A 22,882-nucleotide genomic window follows, 5' to 3' on the forward strand; every position below is an offset into this window, starting at 1 on the left:
GCCAACTGCCATCGATTGAAGCAAAAAGGACAATTACGTCCACTATAAGAGAATTGCTGCCCCGTCCCATGTGTGTCAAATGGGCAACACTCGCCGCATTAGAGACCGCCACCGCCCATTCAGCAGGGCGAAACGCTCCAGCAGCCATATTCACTACCACTTCTATCAGTTCTGGCCGCAGGAATGGGATCAGGAGCGATCCCCGCATCTTGCGTAATCACCCGATTCTGACAGCGCTTTTCACTGACAAGCCATAGAGATCAGCTACCGCTACGCTGGCTTAAAGGTGCGCACCGACGCGTATGCCGCATAGCAAAGTACCCTTCGTGGCTCCTCAACCAAACAAGATCGCGGTGGTCAAAGAGGATGCCCGCATTGTGAAGACAAAGCGTCTCATCGCCCCCATTTGACTAGCGACCCAAGCACACCGCAACGACGCATCGGCACCTCGCCTGCGTCGCTGTTTCGGTGGGTATTCCTTGCGTCTACCAATGACCACAGCCGTCTACTGGCCTTCCAGGCCACATCGCCAACCTCGAACAACTGCTCAATTCCAATTCAAAAGGAGACTAATCGCGTGAACCACGCCCCCTCGGCGAACCGGATTCATTATCGCGAACGATCAACCGACCATGCCTGCAAGAAAGGACATGTCCTATCCGTAAGGGTCGATGAAAAGATGTTAGAGAAGCTCACCCAACTCAGGAAGCTCTTGGCTACGCGGATCGGCGTTCGCGAAACCACGATGTCAGCGGCGCTTGCCTATTGCATCACCACGGCTAATGCCACCTGACGCTGTAGAATCCCCCTCAAAGCCCAAGTCTCTTATTGTGGGTTGAGGGGGTTTTATCCCACATAGTCCGTCCCTGGACTGCCCCTCAATGCTCTGACCTCTTACTTACACGCAGAGGGTTTTTACCCCATCCCATCCACATCCCCGGCCCACCTCTGCTCGCGATTGCGGGCGAGAGCGTTGGTCTATGCTCACTTGAAACATCAATGAACACAGAACTACGCAGCTCTTATGATGCTGCCATCCAAGACCAAGCTCAGCGCCGCAACCAGACCGTTACGCCATTCAGCCAGACCGTCTCAGATTCCGTGTTCTCGGCTGGTATCCTAGCAATGCGAGACCGCGAAGCCGGCGTCGCCCAGTACAGGATAGTCCCAGCCCCGACCGGAAGCGGCAAAAGCAGCTGCGCCCAAGCATTCATCAAGGCTCTTACCGACACCATGCCCGATGGCTCAGTTCTCTACCTCGTTGAAACTCGTCGCCACGCCGATGACGTCTACCGGGAAATGTCTGCTCTCATTGGAGCAAGTCGAGTAGCCGTATGGACTGTTGCTCACGACATAGAAACTTCGCCAGAAACGGCTATTCAGGAATACGGCTTCAACCCGTCCCAACACTTTTCTGTCGATGAGCTATGCAATTATCCCGTTCTAATTGCCACGCCGGGATTCTACGTTGGTCCTCGCGCAGCCAAGGCAACGCTGTATCGAGGCCAACCCAGACAACTTACATTCTTCGACGAACGGCCTGACGCAGTCAGCATCTTCGATGTCGATACAGGCCTGATCAAAGTCGTTCGAGATCGAATAGCACAGCAACATACATCGGCATCTGATGTCGTAAAGCGACTGACTGAGTTACACGACTATCTTGAAGCTATTTGGCAGTCAGCATCAGATAAATCAGCTTTTGATGTCCTGCCACCTAGTCGAACCTTGGACATCGGCTGGTTCGCTACGTCGAACGCAACAAAATATCTTTTGTCACCGAATGAACAGACGAAAAATGTATTCGGGTTCGCTCGCGCCTTGGCAAACGGCTTCGCGTTTCTTGGTCGTTACGACGCAATAGGAAACGGTGCGCGGTTCATCGGTTACGAAATGAAGGTGCCGCCGACCCCCGGCATGATCATCCTGGACGCTACGGCCGATATTGATGGGTTATCGCTCATTGCCAAGAATCGGAATGTCGTTCCTGTTCCTCAAATCGACTTTGGTAATCTCACCATAACTCATATCGACCCTACACCGCTCCGATTAGGCAGAAAGAAGCACCGCAAGCTGGCTGACGTCATTACAAAGTCTACATGGGCACAGCCTTATGCAGATTGGATATCGGAAACGGTGAAGCTTCACACGCAACCGGGCGAACAGGTCTTAGTGGTTGTTCACAAGGGCCTGCTCGATCACGAATACCTTCCGACCAATTGCGACTTCGATACTCCTTATGATTTGGAAGGTCGCAATGTCTGCTTTGTCCATTGGGGCAAAGGTATCGGCTCCAACCGTTGGAAAGATGCTGAGGCCGTATTTCTGTTTGGAGAATTTCACAAACCGAAGCGGATTACCGTCGCCGCCGGTCTCGGTTGGGGCGAGGAGCCAGCTACACGAGCTGCATTGCAGCCTTACCAAGCATGGAATCGGAAAGATGGGCCATTCGTCGCCCTGAGAGATGGCGACCTCTGCCGATGGATGAAGCAGATGGCGATGCGGGGCAATGCCCGAAACATTGATAGCAACGGCACCTGTGGCATCCAGCGCCTTTACGTCACAGGTGAGTTGGATCGGCTGGTGTGTCACTCGGAATGCATGTTTCCGGGTGCCAAGCTCGTCTTGGATGATCCTCAAGCGAGATTCCAGCACGGGGGAATGGAAGCAATGATCGCCCTGTTGCTATCGACCGAAAAGGATTCTCTCAGCACCGCGGAAGTGAAGAGACTTACGGGTGTTGACTTGCAAAAGAACCGCAACAGAGACCTACCAAGATCGGAAGTGCAAGCAGCGATGCGCCATGGGCGTTGGGACTACGTCACGGGGGCAGGCAGGGGCAAAATGGGCGGCTTCATCCGGCTCTTGCCGGAACTATCGGAGGAAGATCGAGGGGCCGTCTCCTTGTTGAACAATGTCCTGCCGAGTTTCGAGGTCGCGGAGGGCTGACCCTAAATTTCCAGAAAAAGTTCGAGAGGCCAGCGTCTGGACGGCGCTGGCGCTTTCCCCCACGTGGGGCTGGCACAGTTCTGTCACAGCCGAGTGTGACAAGCTCAACATCACCGGGCTAGCCGAACCGATAAACCCGTTGCGCGGCCTATGTCGTATGATATTGTGAGAGCGTGTAACGGATTGGTTCTCAAAGAGAAAACGGAAGACGAACCGATTGTGCGACCAGCGCTAACCTGATGCACCCGTAGCTCAGCTGGATAGAGCGTTGCCCTCCGAAGGCAAAGGTCACACGTTCGAATCGTGTCGGGTGCGCCAATTTCTCTTATTCTGCAGCGCGATGCGCGTGCCTAGATCGAAACCGCAGCACTGTCTGTTTCATGCGAGTAAGCATTCTGATGAAGATTGTCGCCGCCCGTGGGTAGGGTTGGCAACGATCGATGTTGATCGCAGGTTCGATGGTTTTGGCTGACGGACGGGAAACCGGCCAATTGCCGCACCATCGCCCAAGCGGACTTATCGGCCATCAAGTTTGCGAAAACGCCCAGTAGATGTCGAGATTCGGCTGGCCCTATTTCATTTGCGGCGAGCCGAAGTCACAGGCACAGGCGGACACGGCGTCGATCTTCGCCCGCATTTAACCTTTGCCGCAGGCCTCGTGCCCCATCCCGCGACTAAAGTCGGCGCGACGACTGTAACCTTTCCAAAGCCCGGTCGAACCATTTTGTCGATGCCGCGCAATCCGTCGGGCCGATGCGGCGATCGAGGGTACTAAAGGGTTACCGCTAGGATGAGTTTCTTCCGCTACATCGCATTTGCCGTCACGGCAGCGAGCGCCGCGGCAATGTTCTATGTTGGGCTGTATCAGAGCCGTCTAGTGGGCCGCCTTATTTGCCCGTTCCTCGGCCGGCAGTGTGAAGGCGTCGCTGACGCACCGTTCGCGCGGCCATTCGGCATTCCGGACGGCTACATCGGAGCGGCTCTGTATATCGTGATCATCGGGCTGCTGTTGGCGCCACCCGTCCGCTGGGTTTGGATCGCACTGCTAATTTTGGCTGAGGCCGCGACCGCGGCGAACGTGCTTGGAATCCGCGACATGATGAATTTCGGCGGCTACTGCTTCTACTGTCTGACCACCGCGGCGCTGTCTCCGGTGCTGCTCTACTCGGTCTGGAAGCTCGGTTGATGTCTGAGGATCCGGCTATGGAAGCGAAAATCGCCCCTGCATTGCCGCACAGTCTAGCTCCGGAGGAAGGCCCTCCCCGTCGGCGGGCGGATTCGGACTACGTCTTCCACGAACTCACCCGCAGCATCTGCCCGTCCTGCAAGACGGTGATCGACGCCAAGATCCTGCTCCGCGACAACAAGGTCTACATGAGCAAGCGGTGTCCGCACTGCGGTCCGTTCATGGCGCTCGTCTACGAAGACGCGCAGGCCTACGCGTCTTTCGCCCGCTTCAACAAGCCCGGCACGATTCCGCTGGCGTACGGTTCGGAGCATGACAAGGGCTGCCCGCACGATTGTGGGCTCTGCCCCGACCACGAACAGCACGCCTGCCTCGGCATCATCGAGATCAACAGCGTGTGCGACATGGACTGCCCGCTCTGCTTTGCGGACGCCGCGCCCGGCTTCAGCCTGACCTTGGAGGAAGTCGAGCTGGTGCTGGACGACTACGTCCGAACGGAAGGCCAGCCGGAGGTCATCCAGTTCTCTGGCGGCGAGCCCACGATGCATCCGCGGATCATCGACTTCATCCGCGCTGCGTACGCCCGCGACATCCGCTTCGTCATGCTGAACACCAACGGCAGGCGCATCGCCCGCGACGACACGTTTCTGGCGGAACTCGAAAGGGTGCGCCCCTCGTTCTACTTTCAGTTCGACGGCTTCGAGCGCGAGACCTACCGCGCGATCCGCGGAGAGCCCGACATCCTCGAGGAAAAGCTGCGCGCTCTCGATCGGCTGGCCCAGATCGGGCTCGACGTCACCATCGTCCCCGCGATCGAGCGCGGCATCAACGAACACGAAATCGGGCGGATCGTGGACTTCGCGATCGAGCATCCGGCGATCCGCGGCATCACTTTCCAGCCCGCCTTCCATGCGGGACGGCACTCCGCTCACGACCCGATGCAACGCATGACAATCCCGGAGATCGTCCGGCTGATCGAGGCGCAGACCGGCGGCAAGTTCGTCGCCTCCGATTTCGTGCCGGTACCGTGCTGCTTCCCCACCTGCAATTCGGTGACCTACGCCTTCGTCGAAGACGGCAAGGTGACCCCTTTGCCGCGCATCGTCGATGTCGGCGACTACCTCGACTACATCACGAACCGCATCGTGCCGGATTTCAGCCGCGAGGTGAGGACGGCCCTGGAAGGGCTCTGGTCCTCATCGACCGTTGCCGGCTCCGAATCTTCCGAGCGGCGGGTCGCGATTTCGTGCCAGACCTGCGACCTTCCGGATGGCCTAGCGATCAACAGCATCGCCAAGAACATGATCATGATCATGCTCCAAGACTTTATGGACCCATGGACGTTCAACCAGAAGAACCTGATGAAGTGCTGCAAGGAGTTCCTGTTGCCGGGCGGCAAGCAGATTCCGTTCTGCGCGTTCAACTCGGTCGGCTACCGCGAGCAGGCGCGCGCGCAACTCAACGCCATGGAGCCGGAGCGCCGGCGCGCACGGAAGGAGGGCCGGCCCTTTGAGCCGAAGCCCATCGTCTTCGATTTCGGCGACAAGCACCCCCGATGAGCCGCCCCGAATCCGCGCCGGAGACCCTCAAGCAATGCTGCGCCGCGGCCTACGACCACGACGCCGTCCGGATGCTGGTCGGCGACGCGCTGCACCCAGGCGGCGCCCGAGTCACCGAGCGTCTGGGACGGATCCTGAATCTGGGACCGGATGCGCGCGTCCTCGACGTCGCGTCCGGGCGCGGAGACGGCGCTCTGGTGATCGCCGCCCGCTTCGGTTGCGAGGTCGTCGGTCTCGACCTCGGACGGCGGAACGTGAAAGCGGCGACAAAACAAGCCAGAGAACGGGGGCTCACCGACAGGAGCGCGTTCTACTGCGGCGACGCCGAGAGTTTGCCATTCGGCGACGAGACGTTCGACGCGGTCATCTGCGAGTGCGCGCTGTGCACGTTCCCGGACAAGCCGACGGCGGTAGCGGAGTTCGCGCGAGTGCTAAAGCCCGGCGGACGGGTCGGCATCAGTGACCTCACGCGGAGCGGCCCTCTGCCCCGCGAGCTCGAAGGTGTCGCCGCCTGGATCGCGTGCGTTGCGGACGCACGGCCAGTCGACGAATATCGTGCGCTGCTCGCCGGCGCCGGCCTGGCTGTCGGCGAGACAGAGGCGCACGACGGCGCCCTCGTCGATTTCGTGGCGGCCATCCGGTCGCGGCTGTTCGCTACGGAGATCATGATCGGGCTGAAGAAACTCGAATTGCCCGGCACCGACCTCGCGACGGTCAAGGACATAGTTCGCCATGCGCTCGCTGCGGCGAAGTCCGGCATGCTCGGCTATGCGATCATCACGGCCGCAAAGGACGCCGTTCCGCGCGCCGGCGATCTCAACGCACGACCTTGACGCCCTTCCAGAAAGCGACTTTGCCCGCGATGTTGGCGGCCGCCGGCCTGGGATCCGGATAGTACCAGGCGGCGTCGGGGTTCACGCTGCCGTCCACGTCGATCGTATAGTAGTGGGCAGTGCCCTTCCAAGCGCACGTGGTGACGGTGTCGCTCTTCTGGAAATATTGCTTGGATAGCGAATCCGGAGGGAAGTAGTGGTTTCCCTCCAGCAATTCGGTTTGCTCCGCTTCAGCGATCACTTTGTCGTTCCAGATGGCTTTCGGCACGAATCCTCTCCTTGCTCCCGAGCTGTGCCGGCGATGAATCCACCGGGGCCGCCGCTCTTTCCTGGACTGTTCGCTGGGCGTGACGATTTGGTTACGTAGATTTGCGTCGAAGCGGTCCTGCCCCGGGTTATCCAAGCATCTCGATCAGCGGGAGATAACCGCGGTCGGCGAGGCGCTGCGCGGCGACGCCCACGTAGGCCTGATCGAGCTCGATGCCGAGGCCTTCGACGAGCCGGTTCATGTAGTTGAAGAGCGCCACGGTGGCGACGAGGTGGTAGTACGCTTGGCCGTCCCACCCCGCGATGAAGACGGCATCGATGTCGGACTTGGTCAAGCCGTCGGCGCGTTCGGTCAATTTTGCGGCGAGCTCCAGCACTGGCCGCATCTTCGCAGGTACGTCGGCCTTGGGATCACCGGCAAGTAGCGCAGCAATCGCCCCTTGCGGAATGCCCAGACGCTCGGCGGTCGCCGTGTGCACACCCTGACAGTACCGGCAACCGTTCAGTCCGGACACGTAGGCGGCGATGAGTTCCCGTTCGGCCTCARTGAACGGCGACGGGCCCCGCAGCAGCACTTCGTGGAATTTGAGCAATGGCCGGTTCGTCTCCGGAAACATCCTGAAGACATCCAGCAGCGTGGCCTTCTCGGGCAAGGTCGGAAGGTGAGCCATCTGCGCTCCTCGGCGATCCAATAGCTAATTTCTGATGTCGGAGCGCGGGGCCATCCACTCCAACATCCGACGGCCGAATAGGCCGCCGAGACCGACGAACATGGCCGCCGTTCCGATGTTGAACATGATGATCATCAGGGTCGCGTCGGCGGAATGAAAGAGCGAGAGGGCCGTTGCGGTTATCGCGGCGACCGACAGGCTCCCCATGAACGTCACGGCCGTCGGGCGCAGCGGCGCCGCGTAGCGCAGCATGACCAGCATCGCGAGCGACAACGGCAGGCTCGTCAGAACCAAGGTCGCGAGGCAACGTGTCGCTTCGCCGACACTGACACCGTTCGGCCCTATCGATATCCATTGCGTGAGACACTGATAGCCGATGTTCGACAGCCAGATCGCCACGGCCGGCGCGGGAAGGAGCAGCCACAACCGCGAGCGGTCCGGCAGGCTGACCAAGAATGCAGCAATGGCGGCGAGCACGCCCGTCAAGGCCGCCCCGGCCACGCCGCCGGCGAAAGCCGGATCGTGCAGCCGCTGCGGGAGATCTGGCCGGATCCCCTGGCTGACCGCAAGAAGCGTCACGACCACCGCCGCGAGGAGAAGCCAGCCAGTCGCCCGTATCGCCGGCGGCTTCAACCGCCGCACCGGCTTCATATTGGCGGCCAGAGATTCGATGAGATCAGGTGTGGCAATCATGACTCGCTCCGATCGCCCAGTATCTTCCGCAGGCTCTTTACCGCCCTATGAACGTTGACCTTGAGCGAGGCGATCGACATCCCGCTCGCCGTCGAGGCCTCCTTCAGCGACATTTCGTTGAGCTTGAGAAGTTGTACTGCCTTGCGCTGCATGGGGGGAAGCTCGTTGATCGCCTTTTCGAGTTCGTGTCTGTCTGGTCTCTCTTCAAGGTTCGCTTGAGGCTCGGAAAAGGTTTCATGCTCCGGCATCAGGGGCGTTTCCCGGCCTCGCCTGCGCCCTTGCCGCCGCAGCCGGTCGATGAACCGCCGGTTCGCGATCGTCACCAGCCACGGACCGAAAGGCCTGGTAGGATCGAACGTATGCCGGATCGCGTGGACGGTTAGCAGGATGTCCTGCACCGCGTCCTCGACGTCGCTCGGATCTCGATGCCGGCGCGCCGCCAGCGAACGCAGGTAGGGCGTGATTTCGCGAAGGAGGCGCTGATAGGCCGACCTGTCGCCGTCCTGGGCATGGGCCATCAGGATTGCCCAGTCGGTATCGCGGATCGTGGGCTCGGGGCCGGCCGGCGCCGCGTCGGCGTCACTGCCGACGAGCCTGAGCTGCGGGGGCCGGCCATTGCGTTCGATCATGGGCGGCCTCCATCCGGCGCTCGGGATCGACTGAGCGAGGCCGCGAGCTGGTCGAGCGAAAGCCGTCCGGGACCGAGCGCCATGATGGCGAGGGCGAGCCCAGCCCAGGGCAGATGGAAGTTGGCCCACCCCTCCGGGACGACGAGTTGGATAACCGCCGTCATCACCAGAAGCGCGAGCGCGCTGAATCGCGTCGCGAGGCCGACGACCAGTAGCAGCGGCAGCACGATCTCCGCAATGCCGTCGAGATACGCGAAAAGTCCCGGCACCGGGAAGTCGTAGGCATGCCCGAAAAGGTGAAGCTTGAACTCGTCCTCGAAGAGGTACGACGCCGCCGGCGATAGGGACAGGAAACCGTCCCACTTCGTCAATCCGGATTTGAGGAACGGCACGGCTAGAGCGACGCGCAGCAACGGCGGCGCTAAGACGCCGGCGCCCCGCGCGAGGCGTTCCGTCGCGCCACGCACGACCTCGTCGAGGGTAGAGATGGTCGCAGACGAACTCATGGCCTCAGCGGCTCCCTTGCGGTCCCGAAGCCGATCACCGCGCCGACCTGGATCAGATCCGTCAAGTTCGCCGCCAGATCAAAGCCCGGGCTGCTGACCAGGGCTTCCTCGAGCGCGGTCAGCACCGATCTTCCGGACGCGAGAGCGCGGATGAAATCCGCCGAACCAGGCGGAATCGATCGGACCTCGACCTCGGCCTCCGGCCTGACGACGAGGGCATCTTCGCCGCCCGCGGCGAGGTCCACTTGGGCGGGCGCGCCGTCCTCGACGTTCATCCGCCAGATCGTTAGTGCCGGAAAGCGCGAGCTCACGATCCGGACGGACGGATGCAGCGTAAGACTCACATCCGGCAACAAGTCCGGATCGATCTCCGAGAACGCTGCAGGGCCGATCGGCGCGGCCTCGGCCGAATGGTAGGCCTCGATCCATGCCCGCTCGATGCGCGCCACGTCAGCCAGATACGGCAACACCAAAGCGGGTTCGAACCGGTCGATGAAATCGGGTAGGCCCGCGCCATAGTCGAAGAGCATCGGCGACCGGGGCAAAGCGCCGACGACGAAGGCGCGGGCCAAGGCGTGGAAGAATTCCGATCCGACGATGCGATGCACGGCGGGATAGGCATCCTTCAGTGTCTGCGTCAGGCCCACCATCACGTTGTTGCGATAGACGGCGAAACGCGTCGAGCTCGGTTTCCCGTCCGGTCCGACCAGACCTGGCGGCGCCGGAATCGCCGGATCGAGCAACGCGGCCGCGAAGCCGCGCTGCAGTTCAGCAAGCGACTGCATGGCGCCGTTTCTCCGGAGCGTTCGCGGACATGATCTGCTCGGCCCGTTTCGCTTCCGCGGCGAGCGTCGACCAGGCCGGCACTTGGGCATCCCACTCGATCAGCGTCGGAACCGGACCGACGAGCCGCACCGCGAGCTCGTAGAGATACCAGACGGCATCCTCGACGGGGCGATCATGAGTGTCGATGAGAAGCGGCCTGCCGGCCTCGTCGGCCTGCCGGTCGTTTCCGGCGAGGTGGATCTCCCGCACGCTCGCGAGCGGATAGCCTTCGATGTAGGCGACGGGATCCCACTGCTGATTGGTCGATGCGACGAAGACGTTGTTGACGTCGAGCAGCAGCCCGCAGCCGCTGCGACTGGCCACTTCGGCGATGAAGTCGGTCTCCGCGTAGGTGCTCTCGGCGAACGCGACGTAGGTCGATGGATTTTCGAGCAGCATTTGACAGCCGAGCGCGGTCTGGACCTGATCGATGTGCTCGACGACCCGCTGGAGCGTTTCGGAAGTGTAGGGAACGGGAAGCAGGTCGTTCAGGAAACCGGTGTCATGTGTCGACCACGCCAGATGCTCGGAAAACAGACCGGGTCTGTAGCGCTGCCGGAGCAGTCTCAGCTGCGCGATATGATCTTCGTCCAGCGGCCTGTCCGCGCCGATCGACAATCCGACGCCGTGAAGCGACAACGGATAGCGCTCCCGGATCGCCGAAAGGTAGCGATGCGGCGGACCGCCCGCGCCCATGTAGTTCTCCGCATGCACCTCGAAGAAACCGATGTCCGGCGCCGTATCGATGATCGTGCGGTAGTGCTCGGCCTTCAAGCCGACGCCGGCGCGCGCCGGTATGCGATCTTCTGGCGATGACGGAATGCGCATGGTGATCTCGAGGATGAGGGCGGGCCGTCGCGGCCCGCCCTGGTTTCGTCAGGCCTTCGGGGTGAGGCTTCCGGCGCCCTTTGGCGTATTCATGGTCGTGCAGGTGCCCTTAGGCTCGAGCTTGAACGCGTTGCCCTGATAGTCGACGGTGCTGGTGCCGGCGCAGGTCGTGCCGGCTCCGGCGAAGCAGTCGTTCTGGCCCTTGAGAGCCACGCCGAAGCACTTCTCCATCTTGCCGCCCTCCATCGCCTTCATGGTCTGGGCCTGCTTCTCCTTCATCATCTTTTCCATATCGCCTTTGTTCATCTGCGCGGTGGCGGACGTGGCGGCGAGCGTTCCGACGGCGACGGCAAACGCGCCGGCGACCATTGCGTTGAGCGTGCGATTGGACATTCGAGTTCCTCCGGGTTCGGGGCGACTTTGCGAAGTGCATGGGTCGCTGGTCCGACGGGCTGCTCTTCCCGTCTGCACCCATTGTTCGCCGCGATGTCCGAAAGGTTACCCTCGCGAAGGCGCGCGGCATCACGCACCGCTTTCCAGCCGTGCGTCGAGCCACGCGATGTGCGCCTCGAGCGAGATGTCCATCGCCGACGTGATTTCGAGACGCCGGTCCTCGAAGACGTCGGTGCCGGGATACGCTGCACGCCAACGATCGACCGCGGCGTCGCGTTCGTGGAGAAGCCGCTCGATCTGCGGCCTGAACAGAACCATCATCGAGGTGATCCAGCGGTCGAGGGGCCGCTTCCCGCCGACGGCGAATCCGTCGAGCATGGCGATCACGTCGGAGGCGCGATACCACGTCTCCGCTGTCACCCAACGGTTCGTGGTGAACAGCCGCTCCGGCATTCCCGTCGGCGTCATCGAGATCGCGACGAGATGGGAGATCGCAGCGCTATCTTCTGCCGATCGCGAGCTGTAGCAGTCGAGCTCCGCTGGATGGACTCCCGGCGGCATTCCCGCCGCGCCCATGAACGCGTGGAAGTGCGCGTAATCGGGACGATCCCGGTCGTCCGGGGCGTGGGCGTGGAGGAAGAACTGCGCGTGGGTGACCGCGTCGCGTACATCGTCGTGCGGGTAATGCTCCCACTCGACGAAGTCCTCGCTACCACGCAGCGCCTCCAAAACCAGGTTGCTTCCGCTTTCGTGAAGCCCGCGAATGCAGTCGACGGCGGTCTCCGCGGCGGTCGCCATGCGCGACAGCATCTCCGGCGAAAACGCTGGCGCGTCGTCAGCAAGGTGTACTATCGCACGCTGAGCGATCATGTCGTCAGTTAACCTTGAACTGGGACTGGCCGGAGACGGCGTCATCGGGATGCCCGCCGTCTCCTCCACTCGATCTCGCAATATCGCTGAACGAGATACGTCTATGAACCAGCCTTCGTTACTTCTTGGCGGCGCAGGGGTTCGTCTTGGCCGCGCAGGGGTTCGCCTTGCACGGGTTGGCGGCTCTCTTGGCCGATTTGTGCTTGGGCGCACAGGGGTTCGAGCCGGCGGCCGCTGGGACCGGGGTCGCGGCAACCATGCCAGTGACCGCGGCGATCGCGCCCAGGGTTTGCAGGCTCCTCTTCAGCGAAGGCATTTCGATATCTCCATGGTTGTTAAGACAATCGACGGGCGTTCATAGACGCGTCGTCACGTTCACCAGCCATTCCGGCATGGCGTTCGTCAGCGAGGTCTCGACGATCTTGTCGAGGCCGGTAAGCACGAAGAGTCCGATTCCGAAGAAGGCGGCCCCCATCAGCGGTTTGCCGATCCGGGAGGCGCGCGCCATCCAGTCCCGCCGCGCCATGATCGCCTGGCGCGAACCGTAGGCGAGCGCGAGGATCGGGGTCGCCGCACCGAGCGCGAAGGCCGCCATGGTCGAGGCCGCCCGACCGATATCATCGCCCTGCGTTGCGAGACCGATCGCGGCGCCGAGCGTCGGCCCCGAACACGGTGACCAGATCACACCGAGCACGGCGCCCAACGCGAACTGCCCTCCGATTCCGGACGGCCGAAGCCGGTCCAGCAGGACTTGGCCCCTGCCGGCAAGCGGAGACGCGATGGAGGCCAATCTGCCCTGCAGCGCCGGCACCAGAAGGACCACGCCGGCCGCGCCCATCAGGGCCGCGACGGCCAGCCGCAGCGTCTTGGGATCGATGCCGACGCTGAAGCCGGCCGAGGCGAGCGCGATGCCCACGCCAGCAAAGGACGCCGCCAGACCCGCGGCGAGCGCCACGGGTCCCCACAGATGCCGCTCGAGTGCGCCGAACAGCACGATCGGCAGGATGGGAAGCACGCACGGCGAGAGCGTCGACAGCGCGCCGGCGGCGTAGCCCAGCGCGAGGTTTGCGGACATCTCAGAACGCCTTCGCCACCAGCGCCCGCAGCGGCGCCGGATCGGTCTCGCCGGTGGAGCGCGCGACTTCCTTCGATCCCTTGAACACGATCAGCGTGCTCTGGTATTGGACGCGAAACTGCTTCAGGACATCCTTGGCGCTATCGAAATCGACGTCGTAGACGACCAGATCCGGATGCTCCTTCTCGATCTCCTGCACGATCGGCTTCTGCTGCTTGCAGGTGGGGCACCACGGCGCGGTGACGTCGACGAGGATGGACTTGCCCGCGGCCTGCGAAGCCTGAAAGGCCTTGGCGTCGAAAGGCTGTCCGGCATTCGCCAGCGAGGGCAGCGCGAGGACCGCGGCGATAACGATGGCCGTACGCAGGAAGCTCGAGGACATGACGGTGGTTCTCCGTGGATGCTGAGAAGTCTCGAGGCCATGGTTCGCCCACTCCGGAGAAAGGTTACGTGGGGGTCGGAAAAATATCGGACGTGCCTGCGGGCGCGACGCACTCTACACATGACCGCAGGGCTTCCGCAGAAAGGACAAGCACGATGACGGATCTCGTCCCTCTCTTTCCGAACCAAACCGTTCCGCCGCTACGCGTCGATCTCGCCGGCGGCGGACAATTCGATCTCGCATCCGAAAGACCGTCCAACTTCACGCTCGTCGTCTTCTACCGCGGGCTTCATTGTCCCATCTGCAAGACGCAGCTCAAGAATCTTGAATCCAATCTCGACGATTTCGAAAAGCGGGGTGTCGGCGTCGTGGCCGTATCGACCGACTCCAGGGAACGTGCAGAACAGACACGGGAAACATGGGGGTTGTCCCGGCTGCGCGTCGGGTACGGGCTGTCGCTCGTCGCAGCCAGGCACTGGGGACTGTACGTGTCGTCTGGACGCGGCAAGACGTCGGCCGGCGTCGATGAGCCGGCGCTCTTTTCGGAGCCTGCCATCTACCTGGTAAGACCGGACGGCAGCCTCTACTTCGGCAGCGTACAGACCATGCCGTTCGCGCGACCGCATTTCTCCGACATTCTGATGGCGATCGATTTCGTCGTGAAGAACAAGTATCCCGCTCGCGGCGAAGTAGCGGACCTCCAGAAGACGGCGTAGGGGTCGCCGGCCCTACGTTCTGCTCAGATAGGCAATGAGGTCGTCCGCCACCGGGGACGACCAATCCGCGTCACCCGGTATGTAGCCGACGATCGCGCCAGAGGCCGAGACTGCGTAGGTGATCGGCATGCCGTAGAGCGCGAACGGCGCCTTCTTGGCGTTGTCGGCATCCGAGTGCGCGACAAATCCGTTGGGATCGAGAAAGATCGGAAGTGCCTTCAGATCGAGCGACGTCACGAAGCGCGCGACTGTCTCGCGCGGCCCGCGATCCTCCGAAATGGCGGCGACATGCACTCTGCCGCGCCAGGATTCCCGATACAGCCTGTCGAGCGCGGGCAACTCCATGCGGCAGGCGGCGCACCACGAAGCCCAGAAGTTCACAAGAATCGGTTTGCCACGCAGCGCCAAAAGATCCGCCGTGCCGCCTTCCAGGCGGAACAGCCGCAGCGGCGGCAATTCCTGAGCAGGGCGGAGGATGGTGAACTGGTAGCGTCCGGATTCGAACCTGGGAACGTCATCCTCAGCGGAGACAGCTTCGCGCGACGCGAGCCCGGTCGCCAGGCCGGCCAACGCGCGCAGGACCCTGCGGCGCGACGGCATCCGCGCCGCGCCTGAACCTGCGCCGGCGCCCGCCTCCTTCAAGCGATCTCCTGGACCGACAGCACCGGCGATGCCTGTGGGACGGCCGGACGGAACGCGGTGAAGAAGAACAAGGGATTGGGCAGCCAGTACATCCACCCGATCGACGGTTCGCGGGTCCCGTCCGGAAGCTGCAGGTCGAGCCACACGTACAGGAACTTGTACACGCAGAGCCCAGGAATCCAGTTCGGCTTCAGCCGCGCTGTCTTCAGGTACTTTCGCGCGATGTAGTAGTTGCCCTCGAAAGGCGTGATCCCGAAGAGCCCGATCGGCCCCTCCGCGATGATCTCGCCGCTCGCTCGATGCGTGATCCGGACGTGGCGCGACATGCTTCGACTTTCCGTACGATACCTGCGGATCGGTTCGCCATATCCGGCGAAAGGTTACCTGCCGTTGCGCGCCAATTTTGGGCGTAACCATCCTGTCCCACCCGTCGAACCGCTCGGTGACGGTCCGTCGCCGACGGACAGATGGAGGACATGCAATGACTACTGGAAATTGGATGAAGGGCTTGGTGGCGGGCTTCGTCGCCACCGCCATTCTTTCCGCCCTCATAGTGATGAAGGCGATGATGGGCGTGATGCCCGAGCTCAACCCGGTCAAGATGATCGCCGACATGCTCGACGCACCGCCGGCGGTCGGCTGGGCGATGCACTTCATGATCGGAACCGTGCTCTGGGGCACGCTGTTCGCGTGGCTGAACCCCGGCCTTCCCGGCGGAAGCCACTGGCTGAAGGGCATCGTGTTCGCCGTCGGCGCTTGGCTCGTCATGATGGTCGTGATGATGCCGATGGCTGGCGCCGGCCTCTTCGGATCCCACCTCGGGATGATGGCGCCGATCATGACACTGATGCTGCACATCGTCTTCGGCTTCGTTCTCGGCGCCATTTATGCGCTCGAGCGGCCGGACCCTACGGGTGTCCTTCAGGGAATGCGTACCTGAACCCAGTAATCCAGCGCTTCGGGGGAAGGCCCGACTCTCCTGAAGCGCGCGCCCAAAAACGCGAAAAAAGGATTAGCCTGAGTGCAACTGACCTTCCGATGGAGAGGAGCATCATGCCGGAATTGGGCGAAGTACGGGTTTGCGTCTTCGACGCCTATGGGACTCTGTTTGATTTCGCTTCCGCGACCCGCGGTTCTGGCGATCTGCTCGATGGCGCTGAACTCGACAAGTTGACCGCTCTCTGGCGCGACAAGCAACTCCAATACACTTGGCTGCGCGCGATCCAGGAGAGGCATGCCGATTTTTGGCAAGTTACTGGAGACGCCCTCGACTTCACGTTGGACACGTTGAAGCTCGATCGACCGGGACTGCGCGACAGGCTGATGGAGCTTTATCTGACACTCGAGGCGTTCCCCGAGGTGCCGGACGTCCTCCGCCAACTGAAGGCTGCCGGCAAAAGAACTTCGATTCTCTCGAACGGATCTCCGGTCATGCTCAGATCCGCTGTAGAGCATGCTGGTCTGGCCGACCTCATCGATTGCGTCTTGTCGGTCGAAGAGGTCGGAGTATACAAGCCGCATCCGCGCGTCTATCAGCTCGCGGTCGACCGGTTGGGTATTCAGGCCTCGCAAATATCTTTCCAATCCTCAAATGCGTGGGACGCTTATGCCGCGTCGGCGTTTGGCATGAAAGTCGTCTGGTGCAATCGCTATCGCCAGCGAAAGGAGTGCCTCCCGGGTCAACCCGACTTCGAAATCGAAACGCTGGCGGAACTGCCAGCTATTGTCGAAGCAATTTAATAAGCGCGGCTCAGGAGACAGACAGTGACATTGAGGCTCGCCTGTCACTATGCGCTCTCGGACGGTGTACCTCGCCGGTCGTTTTTCGCGGCACTTGTTGTTGGGACAGTGCTGAACTTCATCAACCAAGGCGACGCCCTGTTCGGCGGCGCGCCCGTCAACTGGTTCAAGATCATCCTGACCTACTGCGTGCCATATGCCGTCAGCACCTATGGCGCGGTTTCTGTGCAAATCCGCCAGGCCGCGTCCGCAGGCACGGTCGGCTCTATCGACCCACGACCACGACAGTGAATCTGCCTCCACTCGGCCGAGCCAGGGCGGCAGCTCGAAGATAATGCGCCCGTGAGCGGCCCGATTCTATATGGAGGTCGATATGAAGCAGGAATCCGTCGTCAGCTGCCCTAATTGCGGCAACGAGTCGACCGAGTTGATGCCGGTAGACGCTTGCCAATTCTTCTACGACTGCAGGGGCTGCGGCGCCAGATTGAAACCGAAGGATGGCGATTGCTGCGTGTTCTGTTCGTACGGAACGGTGCCATGCCCGCCGGTTCAGGAAAGCGGCGGCCGTTGTAGATAGGCTCCTCTGGTTGGCCGTAAAAAAGAGACCTCTCGCAGGTAACCTCGAGGCGGCACGCAGCGAACTGTGGGGCGAGCCTCCGTTTCCGCCTGATGCCGTTATAGGCGCCGGGCTGACGTGCGGCGCCGATTGCTCGGTCATCTCGAAAGGCAACGATCCCAAATGAAGAAATCGCTCGAACGACGTCTGTTCATCTCGGTCGCGGCGGCTGGACTGCTCATCGCTTCCATCGGCAGCAGCTTCGCAGCCTCGCCTATGAAACTGGAGTTCATCACTCACGCTGCCTTCTTTTCGGCAGAAACCAAGCAGCCGAAAATTCTCGACCCTCAGGTCTTCGTCGAGGACGCTGCTGCTCCGGAGGCGACGGGGCCTCAGGGCATCAAGCACGTCGCCGGCGTACGGCCGCCGTTCATTGACCAGGACTCCAAGACATCGAAGCTGTTCAACGCAGACCATAAGCCTCTCGGCTTCGATCTCCAGTCGTGGCTGTCCGCCACCGGGACCGTCACCATCGCAGAGAAGGACGGCAAGGTGACGCTGGAGGCGACGTTCAAGAACCTGCAACCGAACGCAAGCTACAGCCTTTTCGAGAACCATTTCGACACGAAGCCGGTCACGTTCACACCGATGGACGGCGCCGGGAAGACGAACAGCTTCACGGCGAAGGCCGACGGCACCGCCAGCATCACCGTGACTCTGCCGAGCATGCCAACCCACGACAACGCTGTCCTCGTCATCTATAACAGCGACGGGCAGCCGCACGGAATGGAGCGCGGCCGCATCGGGGTGGACGCCCATCACCAAATCATCGCGCGGCCGGAGTGATCCTTGCGAGCCACTTCGGGGCGACCGTTGGTCAATCTCGTTTCGAATGTCACCCGCCCAACCCGCACTCCTGATGAAATGCGGGTTGGCGCCACTTTCGGAGCCATACGGACATCGAGCGTGGCCATGTCTGCAACCCGTGATTCACGAATAGTTCGATGCGTTAGGCAGCCAAGCAGCGCTCCGCTTCGAACTCCTCCGGGTCTTCGTATGAAGCCCTCTTCAGGAAGCGGGCCAAGGCGGCTTTTCGTGAATCGCGATCCAACGCATACGCGGTTTGCTTGAACTCGATGCCATCAAGCAATCCTTGAATGTAGCCCGAGATCGTGTCCGCAGCCATGATGAGCGCCGTGTCGAGTGTATGGATGTATTTGCTGGTTACCGAACCCTTGGCATGGCCTACCAGCGCCGCGATAGTCACCTCGGTAAACCCAAGATCGTTGGCGATACTCGCGAAGCTATGACGCAGGACGTGGGGAGTAATATCGGGTAGCGCAGAGTCCTCGAAGAGATGTTTCCAGTGGTTCGGGAAACTGCCGAACGCGTTATCCTCACCCTGCCCCGGAAAGACGTACGTGCCGACATCGTCAGTCCGCCGTCGCTCGAGATATTCGACAACTGGCAACCCAATAGGACGGATGGATTCACCCTCTTTGCTATCCTCCAATCGCAAGCAACTCGACTCGGTGTCCGCCTCCGTCCATTTCAACGCGATCATCTCGCCGCGTCGGCAGCCGGTCAGCGCTAACTGACGAACGATATCCACGATCATGGCGTATTTCTCTTGCCTAGCAGCGTTGCGGAGCATCCGACCGAGTGTGCGATACTCCGCCTCCGATAGCCGACGCTTCCGAACGTTGTCTTTTGGCTTGCGGACGCCGTGGGCCGGGTTGCTTTCGATGATGCCCGCGTCGACTGCGTAGGTCAGGATACCACCGAGAAGACCGACGGTCCGCGTGGCCGTCCCCGCACCACCTCTGACAATTGCCTTTCCCCGCAGCTTCTTCGTCTTGACCGAAACCCGCGTCTTTCCGGCCATGATGTCCTTGAGAACCTTGTTGATGTCGGTTTTGGTTAGATCCTTGACCCGGCGGGTCCCTATGAGCGGAACGATATGACGCTCAATACGGCCAGTGTCGGTGGTGGTTGTCGAAGCCTTCTTCGGCCGACCACCCTTGCCGAGGATAAGTCCGGCCTGGAGGTCAGCGAGATAGCGGGTGCACAGCTCCTTCACGGTGATCGCCTTGTGATCAAGCTGGCGATCTTCCGCGGGATCATCACCCCCAGCGACCCGCCCCAATTGTACCTTCGCTTCCCGGCGTGCGGTTTCTGGCGCCCAAGCCCCGTGAAGCCCAATCGTGTAGCGACGCGAGCGACCTCCCGTTCGGTATTGGATGACGTAGCTTCGCTTGCCTGAACTAAAGACCCGAACTCCGAAACCGGGCAGTTCGTCGTCCCAGATCACGTAGTCCTTCTCCCGGGCCCCGGCCGCCTCGACAACCCTCTTTGTAATCTTGACCATGACGTTCCTTCGTTCCGGCAACATCTCTCGCGTAAGCAGGACGTAAGCAGGCGGGAGAAAATTGGAGCGTGATTTCGGATAGGAACGTCGCTTCTGTTCTTGAGAATATCCAGTTGCTTCAGCTGGATAGCGTAGCCTAGCGCGCCCTATCGCATTTTTCGGATGGGCACGTTATCTTGCTCCGAAGGCAAAGGTCACACGTTCGAATCGTGTCGGGTGCGCCATTTCAGTACAGAACTATGAACGCCGAACGCCGCCGATTTCACGCTAGAAGCGGCAAGGAGCGTTCGCAGCAGTTCTGGTTTCGATCCCATAATGCGAACTTCGGTATCTGCGACCTCGATGCGCTGCGCCAATGCGCGCAAGTGATCCCGCCGATAGCCGCCGCCTTCAAGTCGCAGCCCGTCACGCGCCGCGCGGGAGAACGTCCCGATCATGTCCGGCGTAACCTTCTGATTTCCGGCGCTGTCGAGCATAGCTTGAAAACGCCCCGCATCGGCCTTGGCCTGATCCCGAATTGCCTTTAGGCCGGTGATGCGCTCTTTGAGCGCTGAATCCCCCAGATCGGCGACACCGGATTCGATGGCCTCGTAGAGCCGGTTGAGCCGCTGGTCGGTCTCTGTGATTCGCCGATTGAGCTCGGCAAGATGCTCGCGGCGGCGCTCAGCGCGTTCCTGGCGGCGGTCGATAACGCTAGCAAGGATAGCTTCCAGCCGTTCGGGTTGGAGCAACCGATCTTCCAGATGACCCGCAATCAGATCGTCAAGCTTGTCCATCGGGATCGAGCGGCCCACGCAGCCGGTCTTGCCCTGTCGGGCCTTGGTGGAACAGGTATAGTAGCGATAGGTGCCTCCTGCGCTTCCTCTGCCGGTGCGGAGCGTCATCGCGCCCCCGCATTTGGCGCAGAAGCAGATGCCGGTCAGAAGCGTGGGGCCACTGGTAACACGTGCCGGCACCAGCATCGGATTGCGAGATTTCAATTTGGCCTGCACCGCATCAAAGGTCTCGCGGTCAATCAGCGGCGGCACGGCCATGACAGCGACCTCGTTTTCGGGTTTCTTCTCCCGGTCTTTGTGCGAGCGCGTGTTGAACCTGTGCTCGCCGATATAGGTTGTGCGGGTAAGGATCGCGTGGATTTGCGCGAGGCCCCATCGCCCGCCGTCACGAGTGAAGATGCGACGTTCATTGAGATGGCAGGTGATGGCCTTGACACCCATCGGGCCGGAATTGCCGTTACCTTCAAGGAACAGCCGATAGATCAGTCGCACGGTCTCGGCGTGCAACGGGTCGATCTCCAGTTTTTTCTTGGTCTTCGATCCACGCTGTTCGGCGGCGACGATGCGATAGCCGATGGGCGGCAGCGCGCCGTTCCAAAAACCCTGCCGCGCATTCTCATTCATGGCGCGCAGGACGTGCTTGGCGTTCTCCTTGGACTGATACTCGTCGAACAACGCCATGATCTGGCGCATCATGACGTGCATCGGGTCGTCGCCCATCTCCTGGGTGATGGAAACGAGCTTGACGCCGTTCTTGGCGAGCTTGCGGACATAGAATTCCAGCTCGAAGTGATCGCGGAAGAAGCGCGAGAAGCTGTGAACCACGACGACATCGAACGGCGCAGGCTTCGACGTGCCCGCCTCGATCATGCGCTGGAACTCGGGACGGCGATCGTTGGTGGCCGAGGCGCCGGCCTCGACAAAGGTGTCGATGAGCTCATACCCGCGCGCCGCGCAATAGGTTTCGCCCTGCTTGCGCTGGTCGGGGATCGACACATCATGCTCGGCCTGCCGGGCAGTCGAGACGCGCAGATAGAGCGCAGCGCGGGTAGTGACGTTGGGAGTGTGAAGGTTCATCGCCGATCTCCCGGCGCCTTCTGTTGCTCGGTCAACGGCAAATCCAGCTCAACCCGGTCATGGACGAGCTTCGGCGCGAGCTTGAGACCTTCGCCCTTTTCCAGGCGAACAAGGCCGTAGCCCACCATGGTCTTGAGCGTGCGTGAGAGGTTGGACTTGGCGCGGCCGGTAATCTGCGCCAGTTCCTCCAGCGAGTCCGGCGCCTGCTCGGCGATGATGCGCAGCAGCGCGCGGTTGTTCGCCGACAAGACCTTGGCGAAGGATTCGGTGGAGGTGAACCATACCTTGGGCTCGCCCGTCGCCGGCTTCTGTTGGCCGCGCACGACCTGCATGGTGCGAGCCTTCATTTCCTTGTAGTCGGCAATTCCGACCTTCAGCGTCGTCATCAGATCGCACCTCGCTCCTTCAACACCGCATCCATCAACTGCCAGAGGTCGACAGTGAATCGTGAACGAGTCGTCAGGCCGTGCGATTTCCCGACGAAGCCGGAACACGCGTAGTGAAAAACTTCACCCAATGACCGACTTCGGAGTCGACGACGAGCACCTCGCCAGCGAGAATCGTGTTGAAGCTCGGATCACGGCCTTCGCTCATTTGTATTGTTATCAGACTGCGATAACTTCGTCAAGTCTTCTTCGGCTTGAGTCGGACCGAACAACTCGTTGAAGACATCGGCGAACCAGCGCTCGAACACTTCGATTTCAGCCACGGTGATCGGCACGCGTTCGGGCCAGTCATCGACGACGCGCCGGGTTCGGGGTGCGTTCGTGTGGGACGCGCTGCGTCGCGCCGACGGCGCGTTGTCGTAGTAGTCATAAAGATCGTCCGGCAGAGCGCCGGGAACGGGAGGCCGGGGCCGGCCTTTGTGACGGTGGACACGCGATTGGCTCATCACCGAACTATCGCGCGAGGCAAGACTACGAAGAACGACCCAATTCTACGCCAGATTCAGAACGCATGGAGTGAGGGATTCTAGACTGATTTCGCCGTCAGAACAGCAACAACACGTCTATTTTTTCAGCTCTCCTCGGAAACGAGGAGAGACAGCGCCCCCGAAAGTCGAGAATTTCACTCGAGATTTTTTCGCGGATTTCGATTCTACGGGGACGTGTATGCCGTTGAGGACAGAGTTGAATGGCGACTGGATTGGCCAATCGCTGACGAGCGAAATGACATCAAGAACAGTGTCGGCCTTGGTCGATCACATCGGCAACAGCGTCCATGTCGGCAGCAGCCTGCGCTACCAGTTCTGAGGCGGGAGGTCACACCATCGATAGTATCCGTTGCTCGGTGACCGCAGCCGTAAGTGAGAGTTCGACAAGAGGTACTGACGTCGCCGCG

Annotated in this window: 30 protein-coding genes and 2 tRNA genes; 14 read left to right on the forward strand and 18 right to left on the reverse strand. The window is 61.3% G+C overall.

The annotated features are described in order from the left end of the window. The first annotated feature begins 577 nt into the window (after window positions 1–577). The 6 genes from AB4Z37_RS05675 to AB4Z37_RS05700 all read left to right on the forward strand — a co-directional run bounded on the left by AB4Z37_RS05675 (window position 578) and on the right by AB4Z37_RS05700 (window position 6,527). Window positions 578–793, forward strand: coding sequence for a hypothetical protein (locus AB4Z37_RS05675; RefSeq protein WP_441515695.1), 216 nt, complete (start codon window positions 578–580; stop codon window positions 791–793). Window positions 794–999: 206 nt separating this feature from the next. Next, window positions 1,000–2,949 carry a hypothetical protein gene (locus AB4Z37_RS05680; RefSeq protein WP_441515696.1) on the forward strand — a complete coding sequence of 650 codons (1,950 nt, stop codon included), beginning with the start codon at window positions 1,000–1,002 and terminating at the stop codon, window positions 2,947–2,949. Between the two features lie 241 nt (window positions 2,950–3,190). Continuing rightward, window positions 3,191–3,267 (forward strand) — tRNA-Arg (locus AB4Z37_RS05685). A gap of 472 nt (window positions 3,268–3,739) precedes the next feature. After that, window positions 3,740–4,135, forward strand: coding sequence for a vitamin K epoxide reductase family protein (locus tag AB4Z37_RS05690; protein WP_441515697.1), 396 nt, complete (start codon window positions 3,740–3,742; stop codon window positions 4,133–4,135). 17 nt (window positions 4,136–4,152) lie between these two features. Further along, the gene (locus AB4Z37_RS05695; RefSeq protein WP_441515698.1) at window positions 4,153–5,694 is read left to right on the forward strand and encodes a radical SAM protein; all 1,542 of its coding nucleotides are present in this window, start codon (window positions 4,153–4,155) and stop codon (window positions 5,692–5,694) included. Next, the gene (locus tag AB4Z37_RS05700) at window positions 5,691–6,527 is read left to right on the forward strand and encodes a class I SAM-dependent methyltransferase (protein ID WP_441515699.1); all 837 of its coding nucleotides are present in this window, start codon (window positions 5,691–5,693) and stop codon (window positions 6,525–6,527) included. Before AB4Z37_RS05695 ends, AB4Z37_RS05700 begins: the two co-directional genes overlap by 4 nt. Here the strand turns inward: AB4Z37_RS05700 and AB4Z37_RS05705 are convergent. The 12 genes from AB4Z37_RS05705 to AB4Z37_RS05760 form a co-directional block, all read right to left on the reverse strand. Further along, window positions 6,511–6,795, reverse strand: a complete 285-nt coding sequence (locus AB4Z37_RS05705) for a DUF427 domain-containing protein (RefSeq protein ID WP_441515700.1) — start codon at window positions 6,793–6,795, stop codon at window positions 6,511–6,513. The genes AB4Z37_RS05700 and AB4Z37_RS05705 overlap by 17 nt on opposite strands. Before the next feature lie 127 nt (window positions 6,796–6,922). Further along, a complete protein-coding gene (locus tag AB4Z37_RS05710; RefSeq protein WP_441515701.1) occupies window positions 6,923–7,465 on the reverse strand; it encodes a carboxymuconolactone decarboxylase family protein in 543 nt (180 codons plus the stop codon). 24 nt (window positions 7,466–7,489) lie between these two features. Continuing rightward, window positions 7,490–8,158 carry an NrsF family protein gene (locus tag AB4Z37_RS05715; RefSeq protein WP_441515702.1) on the reverse strand — a complete coding sequence of 223 codons (669 nt, stop codon included), beginning with the start codon at window positions 8,156–8,158 and terminating at the stop codon, window positions 7,490–7,492. Further along, the gene (locus AB4Z37_RS05720; protein WP_441515703.1) at window positions 8,155–8,787 is read right to left on the reverse strand and encodes a sigma-70 family RNA polymerase sigma factor; all 633 of its coding nucleotides are present in this window, start codon (window positions 8,785–8,787) and stop codon (window positions 8,155–8,157) included. The genes AB4Z37_RS05715 and AB4Z37_RS05720 overlap by 4 nt, the downstream gene beginning before the upstream one ends. After that, window positions 8,784–9,293 (reverse strand): DoxX family protein, encoded by a 510-nt coding sequence (locus tag AB4Z37_RS05725; protein WP_441515704.1) that lies wholly within the window; start codon window positions 9,291–9,293, stop codon window positions 8,784–8,786. Before AB4Z37_RS05725 ends, AB4Z37_RS05720 begins: the two co-directional genes overlap by 4 nt. Further along, on the reverse strand, window positions 9,290–10,078 hold the full coding sequence (locus tag AB4Z37_RS05730) for an HvfC/BufC N-terminal domain-containing protein (protein ID WP_441515705.1): 789 nt from the start codon (window positions 10,076–10,078) through the stop codon (window positions 9,290–9,292). The genes AB4Z37_RS05725 and AB4Z37_RS05730 overlap by 4 nt, the downstream gene beginning before the upstream one ends. Continuing rightward, complete coding sequence (gene bufB / locus AB4Z37_RS05735) at window positions 10,062–10,946, reverse strand: MNIO family bufferin maturase (protein WP_441515706.1); 885 nt, start codon at window positions 10,944–10,946, stop codon at window positions 10,062–10,064. Before bufB ends, AB4Z37_RS05730 begins: the two co-directional genes overlap by 17 nt. A gap of 48 nt (window positions 10,947–10,994) precedes the next feature. After that, entirely contained in the window at window positions 10,995–11,339 is a 345-nt protein-coding gene (locus AB4Z37_RS05740; protein ID WP_441515707.1) for a BufA1 family periplasmic bufferin-type metallophore, read from the reverse strand. Window positions 11,340–11,468: 129 nt separating this feature from the next. Then, a complete protein-coding gene (locus AB4Z37_RS05745) occupies window positions 11,469–12,209 on the reverse strand; it encodes a DUF6969 family protein (RefSeq protein WP_441515708.1) in 741 nt (246 codons plus the stop codon). 118 nt (window positions 12,210–12,327) lie between these two features. After that, entirely contained in the window at window positions 12,328–12,525 is a 198-nt protein-coding gene (locus tag AB4Z37_RS05750) for a hypothetical protein (RefSeq protein WP_441515709.1), read from the reverse strand. A gap of 39 nt (window positions 12,526–12,564) precedes the next feature. After that, the gene (locus tag AB4Z37_RS05755) at window positions 12,565–13,284 is read right to left on the reverse strand and encodes a cytochrome c biogenesis CcdA family protein (protein WP_441515710.1); all 720 of its coding nucleotides are present in this window, start codon (window positions 13,282–13,284) and stop codon (window positions 12,565–12,567) included. Window position 13,285: 1 nt separating this feature from the next. Further along, window positions 13,286–13,666: a thioredoxin family protein gene (locus tag AB4Z37_RS05760; protein ID WP_441515711.1), complete on the reverse strand. Its 381-nt coding sequence runs from the start codon at window positions 13,664–13,666 to the stop codon at window positions 13,286–13,288. 155 nt (window positions 13,667–13,821) lie between these two features. On the opposite strand from AB4Z37_RS05760, the gene AB4Z37_RS05765 reads away from it, so the two are divergent. Then, the gene (locus AB4Z37_RS05765) at window positions 13,822–14,382 is read left to right on the forward strand and encodes a peroxiredoxin-like family protein (RefSeq protein ID WP_441515712.1); all 561 of its coding nucleotides are present in this window, start codon (window positions 13,822–13,824) and stop codon (window positions 14,380–14,382) included. A 12-nt stretch (window positions 14,383–14,394) separates the two neighbouring features. Here AB4Z37_RS05765 and AB4Z37_RS05770 read toward each other — a convergent pair whose 3' ends face one another. Next, the gene (locus tag AB4Z37_RS05770; protein WP_441515713.1) at window positions 14,395–15,024 is read right to left on the reverse strand and encodes a TlpA disulfide reductase family protein; all 630 of its coding nucleotides are present in this window, start codon (window positions 15,022–15,024) and stop codon (window positions 14,395–14,397) included. Beyond that, window positions 15,021–15,350 carry a hypothetical protein gene (locus AB4Z37_RS05775; RefSeq protein ID WP_441515714.1) on the reverse strand — a complete coding sequence of 110 codons (330 nt, stop codon included), beginning with the start codon at window positions 15,348–15,350 and terminating at the stop codon, window positions 15,021–15,023. The genes AB4Z37_RS05770 and AB4Z37_RS05775 overlap by 4 nt, the downstream gene beginning before the upstream one ends. Before the next feature lie 173 nt (window positions 15,351–15,523). Here AB4Z37_RS05775 and AB4Z37_RS05780 point away from each other — a divergent pair, with 173 nt between their 5' ends. The 5 genes from AB4Z37_RS05780 to AB4Z37_RS05800 all read left to right on the forward strand — a co-directional run bounded on the left by AB4Z37_RS05780 (window position 15,524) and on the right by AB4Z37_RS05800 (window position 18,166). Further along, window positions 15,524–15,964 carry a DUF6789 family protein gene (locus AB4Z37_RS05780; RefSeq protein ID WP_441515715.1) on the forward strand — a complete coding sequence of 147 codons (441 nt, stop codon included), beginning with the start codon at window positions 15,524–15,526 and terminating at the stop codon, window positions 15,962–15,964. Window positions 15,965–16,077: 113 nt separating this feature from the next. Then, entirely contained in the window at window positions 16,078–16,764 is a 687-nt protein-coding gene (locus AB4Z37_RS05785) for a haloacid dehalogenase type II (protein ID WP_441515716.1), read from the forward strand. A gap of 24 nt (window positions 16,765–16,788) precedes the next feature. Further along, the gene (gene nrtS, locus AB4Z37_RS05790; protein ID WP_441515717.1) at window positions 16,789–17,055 is read left to right on the forward strand and encodes a nitrate/nitrite transporter NrtS; all 267 of its coding nucleotides are present in this window, start codon (window positions 16,789–16,791) and stop codon (window positions 17,053–17,055) included. An 82-nt stretch (window positions 17,056–17,137) separates the two neighbouring features. Beyond that, the gene (locus tag AB4Z37_RS05795) at window positions 17,138–17,341 is read left to right on the forward strand and encodes a GDCCVxC domain-containing (seleno)protein (RefSeq protein WP_441515718.1); all 204 of its coding nucleotides are present in this window, start codon (window positions 17,138–17,140) and stop codon (window positions 17,339–17,341) included. Between the two features lie 162 nt (window positions 17,342–17,503). Next, a complete protein-coding gene (locus AB4Z37_RS05800) occupies window positions 17,504–18,166 on the forward strand; it encodes a hypothetical protein (RefSeq protein WP_441515719.1) in 663 nt (220 codons plus the stop codon). A 163-nt stretch (window positions 18,167–18,329) separates the two neighbouring features. Here AB4Z37_RS05800 and AB4Z37_RS05805 read toward each other — a convergent pair whose 3' ends face one another. Then, window positions 18,330–19,688 carry a tyrosine-type recombinase/integrase gene (locus tag AB4Z37_RS05805; protein ID WP_441515720.1) on the reverse strand — a complete coding sequence of 453 codons (1,359 nt, stop codon included), beginning with the start codon at window positions 19,686–19,688 and terminating at the stop codon, window positions 18,330–18,332. A 131-nt stretch (window positions 19,689–19,819) separates the two neighbouring features. On the opposite strand from AB4Z37_RS05805, the gene AB4Z37_RS05810 reads away from it, so the two are divergent. Beyond that, window positions 19,820–19,912, forward strand: a tRNA-OTHER gene (locus AB4Z37_RS05810). On the opposite strand, the gene AB4Z37_RS05815 is transcribed toward AB4Z37_RS05810, so the two are convergent. The 3 genes from AB4Z37_RS05815 to AB4Z37_RS05825 all read right to left on the reverse strand — a co-directional run bounded on the left by AB4Z37_RS05815 (window position 19,883) and on the right by AB4Z37_RS05825 (window position 22,433). Further along, a complete protein-coding gene (locus AB4Z37_RS05815; RefSeq protein ID WP_441515721.1) occupies window positions 19,883–21,541 on the reverse strand; it encodes a recombinase family protein in 1,659 nt (552 codons plus the stop codon). The two genes, AB4Z37_RS05810 and AB4Z37_RS05815, sit on opposite strands and share 30 nt — an antisense overlap. Then, complete coding sequence (locus AB4Z37_RS05820; RefSeq protein ID WP_441515722.1) at window positions 21,538–21,927, reverse strand: HVO_A0114 family putative DNA-binding protein; 390 nt, start codon at window positions 21,925–21,927, stop codon at window positions 21,538–21,540. The genes AB4Z37_RS05815 and AB4Z37_RS05820 overlap by 4 nt, the downstream gene beginning before the upstream one ends. A 191-nt stretch (window positions 21,928–22,118) precedes the next feature. Then, window positions 22,119–22,433 (reverse strand): hypothetical protein, encoded by a 315-nt coding sequence (locus tag AB4Z37_RS05825; protein ID WP_441515723.1) that lies wholly within the window; start codon window positions 22,431–22,433, stop codon window positions 22,119–22,121. A gap of 220 nt (window positions 22,434–22,653) precedes the next feature. On the opposite strand from AB4Z37_RS05825, the gene AB4Z37_RS05830 reads away from it, so the two are divergent. After that, window positions 22,654–22,794: a hypothetical protein gene (locus AB4Z37_RS05830; RefSeq protein ID WP_441515724.1), complete on the forward strand. Its 141-nt coding sequence runs from the start codon at window positions 22,654–22,656 to the stop codon at window positions 22,792–22,794. Window positions 22,795–22,882 lie beyond the last annotated feature (88 nt).

Origin of the sequence: Bradyrhizobium sp. 2TAF24 (genome assembly GCF_052115025.1) — a bacterium.
Taxonomy (GTDB): domain Bacteria; phylum Pseudomonadota; class Alphaproteobacteria; order Rhizobiales; family Xanthobacteraceae; genus Bradyrhizobium_A.

Bases quoted from the DNA above. Each gene is read 5' to 3' on its own strand.
- AB4Z37_RS05765 (WP_441515712.1), top strand. From the start codon at position 13,822: ATGACGGATCTCGTCCCTCTCTTTCCGAACCAAACCGTTCCGCCGCTA.
- AB4Z37_RS05820 (WP_441515722.1), bottom strand. From the start codon at position 21,927: ATGACGACGCTGAAGGTCGGAATTGCCGACTACAAGGAAATGAAGGCT.
- AB4Z37_RS05825 (WP_441515723.1), bottom strand. From the start codon at position 22,433: ATGAGCCAATCGCGTGTCCACCGTCACAAAGGCCGGCCCCGGCCTCCC.
- AB4Z37_RS05680 (WP_441515696.1), top strand. From the start codon at position 1,000: ATGAACACAGAACTACGCAGCTCTTATGATGCTGCCATCCAAGACCAA.
- AB4Z37_RS05690 (WP_441515697.1), top strand. From the start codon at position 3,740: ATGAGTTTCTTCCGCTACATCGCATTTGCCGTCACGGCAGCGAGCGCC.
- AB4Z37_RS05795 (WP_441515718.1), top strand. From the start codon at position 17,138: ATGAAGCAGGAATCCGTCGTCAGCTGCCCTAATTGCGGCAACGAGTCG.
- AB4Z37_RS05805 (WP_441515720.1), bottom strand. From the start codon at position 19,688: ATGGTCAAGATTACAAAGAGGGTTGTCGAGGCGGCCGGGGCCCGGGAG.
- AB4Z37_RS05720 (WP_441515703.1), bottom strand. From the start codon at position 8,787: ATGATCGAACGCAATGGCCGGCCCCCGCAGCTCAGGCTCGTCGGCAGT.
- AB4Z37_RS05800 (WP_441515719.1), top strand. From the start codon at position 17,504: ATGAAGAAATCGCTCGAACGACGTCTGTTCATCTCGGTCGCGGCGGCT.
- AB4Z37_RS05715 (WP_441515702.1), bottom strand. From the start codon at position 8,158: ATGATTGCCACACCTGATCTCATCGAATCTCTGGCCGCCAATATGAAG.
- AB4Z37_RS05830 (WP_441515724.1), top strand. From the start codon at position 22,654: ATGCCGTTGAGGACAGAGTTGAATGGCGACTGGATTGGCCAATCGCTG.
- AB4Z37_RS05725 (WP_441515704.1), bottom strand. From the start codon at position 9,293: ATGAGTTCGTCTGCGACCATCTCTACCCTCGACGAGGTCGTGCGTGGC.
- AB4Z37_RS05815 (WP_441515721.1), bottom strand. From the start codon at position 21,541: ATGAACCTTCACACTCCCAACGTCACTACCCGCGCTGCGCTCTATCTG.
- AB4Z37_RS05780 (WP_441515715.1), top strand. From the start codon at position 15,524: ATGAAGGGCTTGGTGGCGGGCTTCGTCGCCACCGCCATTCTTTCCGCC.
- AB4Z37_RS05700 (WP_441515699.1), top strand. From the start codon at position 5,691: ATGAGCCGCCCCGAATCCGCGCCGGAGACCCTCAAGCAATGCTGCGCC.
- bufB (WP_441515706.1), bottom strand. From the start codon at position 10,946: ATGCGCATTCCGTCATCGCCAGAAGATCGCATACCGGCGCGCGCCGGC.
- AB4Z37_RS05785 (WP_441515716.1), top strand. From the start codon at position 16,078: ATGCCGGAATTGGGCGAAGTACGGGTTTGCGTCTTCGACGCCTATGGG.
- AB4Z37_RS05745 (WP_441515708.1), bottom strand. From the start codon at position 12,209: ATGATCGCTCAGCGTGCGATAGTACACCTTGCTGACGACGCGCCAGCG.
- AB4Z37_RS05695 (WP_441515698.1), top strand. From the start codon at position 4,153: ATGGAAGCGAAAATCGCCCCTGCATTGCCGCACAGTCTAGCTCCGGAG.
- AB4Z37_RS05775 (WP_441515714.1), bottom strand. From the start codon at position 15,350: ATGTCGCGCCACGTCCGGATCACGCATCGAGCGAGCGGCGAGATCATC.
- AB4Z37_RS05730 (WP_441515705.1), bottom strand. From the start codon at position 10,078: ATGCAGTCGCTTGCTGAACTGCAGCGCGGCTTCGCGGCCGCGTTGCTC.
- AB4Z37_RS05740 (WP_441515707.1), bottom strand. From the start codon at position 11,339: ATGTCCAATCGCACGCTCAACGCAATGGTCGCCGGCGCGTTTGCCGTC.
- AB4Z37_RS05750 (WP_441515709.1), bottom strand. From the start codon at position 12,525: ATGCCTTCGCTGAAGAGGAGCCTGCAAACCCTGGGCGCGATCGCCGCG.
- AB4Z37_RS05760 (WP_441515711.1), bottom strand. From the start codon at position 13,666: ATGTCCTCGAGCTTCCTGCGTACGGCCATCGTTATCGCCGCGGTCCTC.
- AB4Z37_RS05755 (WP_441515710.1), bottom strand. From the start codon at position 13,284: ATGTCCGCAAACCTCGCGCTGGGCTACGCCGCCGGCGCGCTGTCGACG.